Annotated in this window: 10 protein-coding genes; 5 read left to right on the top strand and 5 right to left on the bottom strand. The window is 43.2% G+C overall.

Features of this window, described 5'->3' with window-relative positions:
• Positions 1 to 823 (top strand): alpha/beta hydrolase (locus tag IQ229_RS06345; RefSeq protein WP_194042251.1); only part of this gene is annotated, 823 nt, incomplete at its 5' end.
• 45 nt (positions 824 to 868) lie between these two features.
• On the opposite strand, the gene IQ229_RS06340 is transcribed toward IQ229_RS06345, so the two are convergent.
• Complete coding sequence (locus IQ229_RS06340) at positions 869 to 1504, bottom strand: hypothetical protein (RefSeq protein ID WP_194042249.1); 636 nt, start codon at positions 1502 to 1504, stop codon at positions 869 to 871.
• 230 nt (positions 1505 to 1734) lie between these two features.
• Here IQ229_RS06340 and IQ229_RS06335 point away from each other — a divergent pair, with 230 nt between their 5' ends.
• A complete protein-coding gene (locus IQ229_RS06335) occupies positions 1735 to 2091 on the top strand; it encodes a Uma2 family endonuclease (protein ID WP_194042247.1) in 357 nt (118 codons plus the stop codon).
• Positions 2092 to 2178: 87 nt separating this feature from the next.
• A complete protein-coding gene (locus tag IQ229_RS06330) occupies positions 2179 to 2610 on the top strand; it encodes a biotin carboxylase (RefSeq protein ID WP_194042245.1) in 432 nt (143 codons plus the stop codon).
• Positions 2611 to 2809: 199 nt separating this feature from the next.
• Here IQ229_RS06330 and IQ229_RS06325 read toward each other — a convergent pair whose 3' ends face one another.
• From IQ229_RS06325 to upp, 3 genes are all read right to left on the bottom strand, one after another.
• Positions 2810 to 3079: a YggT family protein gene (locus tag IQ229_RS06325; protein WP_194042243.1), complete on the bottom strand. Its 270-nt coding sequence runs from the start codon at positions 3077 to 3079 to the stop codon at positions 2810 to 2812.
• Between the two features lie 129 nt (positions 3080 to 3208).
• The gene (locus IQ229_RS06320) at positions 3209 to 3562 is read right to left on the bottom strand and encodes a hypothetical protein (RefSeq protein WP_194042253.1); all 354 of its coding nucleotides are present in this window, start codon (positions 3560 to 3562) and stop codon (positions 3209 to 3211) included.
• A gap of 75 nt (positions 3563 to 3637) precedes the next feature.
• Positions 3638 to 4288, bottom strand: a complete 651-nt coding sequence (gene upp / locus IQ229_RS06315; RefSeq protein ID WP_194042241.1) for a uracil phosphoribosyltransferase — start codon at positions 4286 to 4288, stop codon at positions 3638 to 3640.
• Between the two features lie 415 nt (positions 4289 to 4703).
• Between upp and crtH the strand changes: the two genes are divergently transcribed.
• On the top strand, positions 4704 to 6194 hold the full coding sequence (crtH, locus tag IQ229_RS06310) for a carotenoid isomerase (RefSeq protein WP_194042239.1): 1491 nt from the start codon (positions 4704 to 4706) through the stop codon (positions 6192 to 6194).
• A 20-nt stretch (positions 6195 to 6214) separates the two neighbouring features.
• On the opposite strand, the gene IQ229_RS06305 is transcribed toward crtH, so the two are convergent.
• A complete protein-coding gene (locus tag IQ229_RS06305; protein WP_194042237.1) occupies positions 6215 to 6787 on the bottom strand; it encodes a carboxymuconolactone decarboxylase family protein in 573 nt (190 codons plus the stop codon).
• A gap of 101 nt (positions 6788 to 6888) precedes the next feature.
• Here IQ229_RS06305 and IQ229_RS06300 point away from each other — a divergent pair.
• Positions 6889 to 7426: TetR/AcrR family transcriptional regulator (locus IQ229_RS06300; RefSeq protein WP_194042235.1), on the top strand; the 538-nt coding region annotated here is incomplete at its 3' end.

Here is a 7426-nt window from a genome sequence, read left to right as displayed (position 1 = left end):
CTTTGACTTAGTTAATTTCTTTCGGGGTATTGCATTAGGTAAAACACGTCATCAAAAAGATATTCTCTTTGCTTCTCCTGGGGGAGTGCCTTTAAAAATGGAAGTTTACCAACCCCCACAGGTAGGAAAATATCCAGCAGTGGTAGTAATTTATGGTGGAGCTTGGCAATATGGCAATACTCATGCCAATTCTGAGTTTAATCAATATATTGCTAATCATGGATATACGGTATTTGCGATCGACTATCGACACGCACCTAAATATCAGTTTCCATCTCAATTAGATGATGTGCGTACAGGCCTAAACTTTATTCGCAAACATGCAGCTGAATATGAAGCCGATTCAGAACGTATGGTACTCTTAGGACGTTCTGCGGGGGCACATCTAGCAATGCTAGCGGCTTATCAACCTGATGCACCACCCATTCGTGCTGTGGTGAACTATTATGGGCCTGTTAACTTAACTGAAGGATACAAAACACCACCAAATCCCGATCCTATAAATTCTCGCGCTGTTTTAAAAGCATTTCTTGGTGGTTCTTTAGAAGAATTGCCTAATCGGTATGAAATTGCTTCACCGATAAATTACCTAACGCACCCTTTACCGCCAACTTTATTAATTTACGGCAGTCGTGACCATTTGGTGCAGGCGCGATTTGGCAGACAGATGTATGAACGTTTACATGATTCTGGCAATACTGCGGTTTTTCTCGAAATTCCTTGGGCAGAACACGCTTTTGATGCTGTTTTCAACGGTGTGAGCAATCAATTAGCGTTGTATTACACTGAGAGGTTTTTGGCTTGGGCGTTGTTGAGGCAATGATTTTATTCATAGACTCATTCACAAGTATTAAAAACTCAGCACTCCTTACTCCTTTTGAGGCCAGCGCCAGTTATAGCGATTCCATTTATACATTCCTTGAATTTCATACTCAGCGCCGTTGAAGAAGCGGACGACGCAATTAGTAGAGGAATCATTGCTGCATCTACGCCCGTCGTAGACATCGCTAATTTCCTCGACCTTAATCACCATACAGGGAAACCATTCCCGCTTACAAGGCCCATCTTCCTGCACCCATTCCCATAGTGCATTGGAAACTTCAATGCGATCGCCTACTCTTAACTTCAGTGCATCCTCAAAATAAGAATACTTGTCAAAATGATATGGCTCAACCCGATTCAGCCATTGCAAACCATAGCGTTGGCGAATAAATTGTACCGTTCCAGAATCCTTTTCCAGCAACCAGTCGTTGAGTAATTGCACTTTCCAAGTGCGGTTGCGTTGTTCTTCCTCCTTAACAAATTGTAAAAATGCTTCTAACTCCTCTGGGGTAAGTTCGTCTAGAGGATTAGCAATATTAGACATCCCAGAGCTAGAATTTCCCTGAATTTGCTCAACCACTTGCAGTAATATCTGTTTCTGCGTGTCAGTGAGAGGACAGCTTGCTGCATCACAATCATTAAAGGCTGCGAACATAGCTACTTCAATCTCATCTGGAGTCATAAGTTCATAGCAATTGAAGGGTTATTCCCCTAATTATTACAAATGTTAAATTCAAGTCTCCAATCACCCTGTAGTTAAATGTAAACATAATTAAATTTAAGATGCCGAACATTCAAGGAAGCCAGGAGTCAGCAGAAAAACTTGATTCCGTCTCCTGTCTCCTGAGTTCTTAGTATCGGTTTGGTATTTTTTAGTGTTGACCTCATTTATCACCTAGTTAGGCAAATTGCATGACTCAAACTCAGCATCCCACAAAACTCCTGACTTTTGAAGAATTTCTGGCTTATGACGATCGCACTGATACCCGTTATGAATTAGTGGATGGAGAGTTAGTAGAAATGCCAGAAGTCGTCAGTCCTGGAACTGAGAACCGCAGCCGCGATTACCGTTACAAGCGCACAGAATACGCAGCCAGAGGCATTACTGAATACTGGATTATCGATCCTGAGTTAAAACAAATCACCGTTTGCAAGTGGGTCGAGGGACAAGATGAAGATACGGTCTTGAAGGGTACGGCGACCATTGTATCAGATATAGTACCTGATTGGGAATTGATAGTGGAACAGGTATTTGCAGTGGCGAATTAATCAGGGAAGTAGAGAATAGAGAGTAAAGGTATGTTGTAAGCTGAGGTTATCAGTTAATAATTATTCAATTAAATCACGGGGTCTTTTATGCGGTTGCGTTCACTCACGGTCGTTTTTATTTCATGTCTCATTACTTTTTTATCGTGGGTGATTATTCCCCCAGCTGTAGCCCTGACACAGATTAAACTATTTGATGTCTCTTATAAAGATTGTCCACCAGAACTAGCAGAAGGGGCCGTTATCAGTAGTGGTAGCGCTGCTGCTAATTGTTTTCTTGTCATTGGCAAAGCAGAAAATGGCACTAATAAAACAGTCTACGACGCAGATATTTTTGGACGTATTTATGATGCAAATAATGACTCGGTAATGCAAAACCGCACTCGCTTAGGCTCTATTACTGAGGTACCACCAGGTATTAGCGATTTTGAATTGAGAATTTCTGTACCGGCGAATCAGCCTACTCCGTTGAAGCTAAAACAGTTCAAGGCTGCGGGTTTTAGCGGTCAAGTGCGTAAGTAATTCTTAATTCGTAGTACTCGCCAAAGGCGAGAAACAGGCTAGGTAATTAACGTAAGTTGCTAATTAGTGTTGCATAATGGTATTTTTTGATAACTAGCAACTTGGGTTAATTAGTAATTCGCAAAAAATCGTAGAGACGCTTGTATACTTAACGTCTCTACACAATTTTTTACCAAGGTAGTAATCAAAATCTTTCTTTCTATAAGGGCAGGCTAGCTGGAATGGCACTCAGAAGCCCACTAACTAGATTAAGTGCTAAGAAAGCTAAGATTGGCGAAAAATCCATACCGCCCAATGGGGGAATAATTGAGCGGAATAGATTCAGATAAGGGTCAGTTATTTGGGCTAAAGCGGCAAATGGCTGGTTATACCAGTTGATTGTCGGGAACCAGGTTAGCAAAACCCGGATAATTAGCAAATAGCTATAAAAGCTGACAAAGGTAATTAGTGTCGTAATCAGTAAACTCATGGATAGTTTGGTTTCCTACTAGGTGTTAAACGCGGTCTTATCTTTTAATTTTAATTTAGTCCAAAGTCAAAAGTGTTTGCGGATTTCACGTTTACCACGCTTGACACTTTCACCACGCCTGAACAAACTTCAGGAGTCTTTAGTGAGGGAGCGGTCATTAGTTGCTTGGGGTGAAGTGCTATTAACATTTCCCAGTTGCTTCCGCACTTCATCAATTGTGGCATTTAGCTGGGCAATTTTATCTTCTAGCGATCGCCGGGCCGTTTCTATACCGTTGCTCTCGCTTTCTGAAGCTTTCATCTGACGCCGCTTTGCTGCTATTTTCTTCGCTTCGACTTGGCTATCTGTCAGTTCTGTCTCCTCCTCGGCTAGCAAATCTGGATCGCGTCGAGAAGCAATCACTGCTCCTATGACACCGCCAAATACACCACCAACAAATGCCCCTGCTAAAAAACCACTGGCAAATCCATCTCGCTGACTCATATCTTTACCGCCTTCAACAAACCTTGCAACTTTTACAGTAGTTATGCTATTTTCCTGCCCTAGCTGCATACTAGCTTAAGTCCCAAAGATGCGATCGCCTGCATCTCCCAATCCCGGTACAATATATCCCTTGCTGTCCAGTTTTTCGTCAATAGTAGCGGTGTAAATTATTAAACCTGGATAAGCTTCACTCAGTTTTTGTAAAGCTGGTGGAGCCGCCACTACGCAAACGATCCGGGTCAGGGCTGGATCAGCACCCCGTTGTGTCAATTCTGCCATTGCCGCCATGATCGACCCTCCGGTTGCCAACATTGGATCGGTAACTAACACTCGTGTTTGGGGGTCAAATTTTTCTGGTAACTTGTTTAGATAACAATGAGGTTGCAGCGTTTCTTCGTCTCTTGCCAAACCAAGGTGATAAATCGATGCTAAAGGCAGTAAAGTCTGCGCTCCCTCTAGTAATCCTAGCCCAGCCCGCAGAATCGGCACTACTGCTATAGGCACTTGCGGATCGATCACCGTTGCTGGACAGGTATCTAAAGGACTCTGTACTGCTGTTTCTTGAGTCGGCAACCAGTCTCGCGCAGCTTCATAGGTCAGCCATCTTCCCAACTCAGTCATGGCACTGCGAAATAATACTGAAGGTGTGCCTGCATCACGGGCAACTGCCAGCCAGTGTTTTATCAGGGGATGGGGTGGAACATAAACGCGCAATTGTAGCGTCATAGCCAGAAATAGAGGCTTTTCTATTGTATAAGAACTGAAACACCATAATACTCTTTCCTGCATCCGGCTGACAGCTGATAATTAACACTCTCAATTTTATTGATAAAAACTTTCATTAATAGTTGACATAAATTCTCAATCAAGGCTATATTGTTATACAGTGTTCTCCTCTCTTTTAAGGATCGGCAGACGGGATTAGTCAGCAGTAGCAGGCTCGTCCCTCTTTTTTTTTGATTGGTCATTTGTCCTTTGTCATTGGTCATTGGTCATTAGTTAAATTAAATATTGATTGACTTTAGACAAAGGACAAATACTTCTCTACGTTCGCGCAGCGTGTCGTAGACAGACGCTACGCGTTAGCGGAGCTTTCGCTTTAGCGATAGGCTCAGTACAAATGACAAAGGACAAATGACAAATGACAATTGATGCGATCGTAATTGGGTCTGGTATTGGCGGATTAGTAACAGCAACTCAGTTAGCAGCGAAGGGAGCGAAAGTGCTGGTACTGGAACGTTATTTGATTCCAGGTGGTAGCGCTGGTTATTTTGAACGCCAAGGCTATCGGTTCGATGTTGGCGCATCGATGATTTTTGGGCTGGGACAGAACGGCACTACTAACTTACTCACTCGTGCATTATCATCTGTGAATGTTACCCAAGAAGCGATCGCAGATCCGGTGCAGATTCACTATCATCTACCCCAAGGTTTAAACCTGAAGGTTGACCGGGTTTATGAAAAATTTTTGCAAAATCTTACTGCTCATTTTCCTCATGAAGAACAGGGGATTCGTCGCTTTTATGACGAATGCCAAAAAGTATTCAAGTGTCTCAACAGCATGGATTTGTTGTCGCTGGAAGAACCTCGGTATCTACTGCGGGTATTTTTCCAAAATCCTTTAGCATGTCTCGGTTTAGTTAAGTATCTGCCCCAAAACGCGGGGGATTTTGCAAGACGCTACATCAAAGACCCGCAATTATTGAAATTTATCGATATGGAATGTTATTGCTGGTCGGTTGTTACCGCTGACATGACACCAATGATTAATGCTGGGATGGTCTTTTCTGACAGGCATTATGGCGGAGTGAACTATCCCAAAGGCGGAGTCGGACAAATTGCCCAAAAACTGGTGGAAGGTCTAGAGAAGGCTGGAGGTAAGATTCAGTACCAAGCTAGAGTCACGAAAATTCTCACAGAACAGGGAAAAGCGGTAGGTGTGCAACTGGCAAGTGGTGAAGTATATCGGGGTAAACGCATAGTTTCTAATGCTACACGCTGGGATACATTTGAACAATTACTACCAGCAGAAGAAATGCCACATAATGAGAAAAAGTGGCAACAAAATTATCAAAAATCTCCCAGCTTCTTGAGTTTGCATATAGGGGTAAAAGAGTCAGTTTTACCTGCGGGGACAGAGTGTCACCATATTTTGCTGGAAGATTGGGAAAAAATGACAGCAGTGGAAGGCACAGTTTTTGTTTCGATTCCCACATTGCTTGACCCAGATTTAGCACCAAGTGGATATCATATCATTCATGCCTTTACGCCTCATTGGATTGATGATTGGCAAAAACTTTCTCCGAGTGAGTACGAAGCGAAGAAGGAAGAGGCGGCTTGGCGAATTATTGACCGCCTAGAGAAGATTTTTCCAGGCTTAGATGCTGGATTGGATTATCTGGAGGTGGGGACACCCCGCAGCCATCGCCGCTTTTTGGGTCGTCAGGATGGCACTTATGGGCCAATTCCCCGGCGCAAGTTGCGGGGGTTATTAAGTATGCCCTTTAATCGCACAGCTATTCCAGGACTTTATTGTGTGGGGGATAGTACCTTTCCAGGTCAAGGATTGAATGCAGTAGCTTTTTCTGGGTTTGCTTGCGCCCATCGCATTGCTGTAGATTTAGAATTATGAAGTACCCCTTTAGAGTTCCGTCAAATGCTATTGACGCTCTCGATTCCAGGCTTTGACCAGATGTATGGCTGAAATGGTTTATCAAGAGGCGTTCTAGCAATGTGGTTTGTGTAGTTGTGCATCACTTTAATTGCTATGCCCAGAATGACTTCTAGTACTTGTTGCTTATCATAACCAACTGCTAAAAATTCCTGAATTTCAGCATCTTCAACCCAACCCCGTGCTTGAATCATTCGTTGCGTAAAACGGCGTAGTGCTTGCAATTTTGGCTCTTTGAGTGGTGTATTATCACGTAGCGCTTGAATATCTTCACTCTTCATACCCATCATCTTTGCCAAGCCGGAGTGGGCTGCCATGCAGTAGTGACACTCGTGTTCATAATTCACAGTCAAATAAACGATTTGCTGTTCAGTTGGACTGAAACTTGTCGTAGCAAACAAATCCCATAGTGCCATCGAACCTTTGAGCAACGCAGGTGCTTGGGCGAAAACTCCCTCTAAATTTGGAATAAACCCAAACGTTTGTTGTGCGTGAACTAATGCTGCTTTAGAGTCTTCAGGCGCGGTATCAATCGTGTAAATAGTAAATTCCATTGGTTGTTGCCTCAAATGTACAAAAAAAGTAGACAAGTTTGTCTACTAAAAGTTGGTGCTATTGTATTTCAAAGGAGACAAGCTTGTCTACTCATTTAACTATGACTACTGAATCAAGTCACGCTCGGCAACAAATCCTGGAAACGGCTTCTGAACTCTTTTATCAGAAGGGAATTCAGCATGTCGGTATTAATGAAGTAATTGCAGCGTCAGGTGTTGCTAAACGGACGCTTTACCGTTGGTTTCCTTCCAAAGACTTATTAATCGAGGAAGTGATGAAATATCGCGCTATCCAGTGGTTATGCTGGTTTGAGGATGCAGTTTCAGAGCGAGGTATTACACCCAAAGAACGTTTATTAGGAACGTTTGATGTGTTGCGTGAGTGGTACTCAAGTCCCAATTTTCGGGGTTGTCCGTTCATCAATGCTGTTTTGGAAATTGCCGATGCCTCTCATAAAGCACATCAGGTTTCGGTAGACCTACGTGAGTCAATTCGACAAATTATTGTGCGCTTGGCGGCTGAGGCTGGCGTTAAAAATCCGGAATTCTTTTCGCAACAGTACCTTCTGCTGATTGGAGGAGCCAGCTTAATGGCAACAATCGAACAGTCACCGAACGGAGCAACATTTGCTCAAAGTG

This window comes from Nostoc cf. edaphicum LEGE 07299 (genome assembly GCF_015207245.1).
Taxonomy (GTDB): domain Bacteria; phylum Cyanobacteriota; class Cyanobacteriia; order Cyanobacteriales; family Nostocaceae; genus Nostoc; species Nostoc edaphicum_B.
The sequence above is the reverse complement of the archived record's forward strand: the minus strand, read 5'-3'. Positions and strand labels throughout refer to the sequence as shown.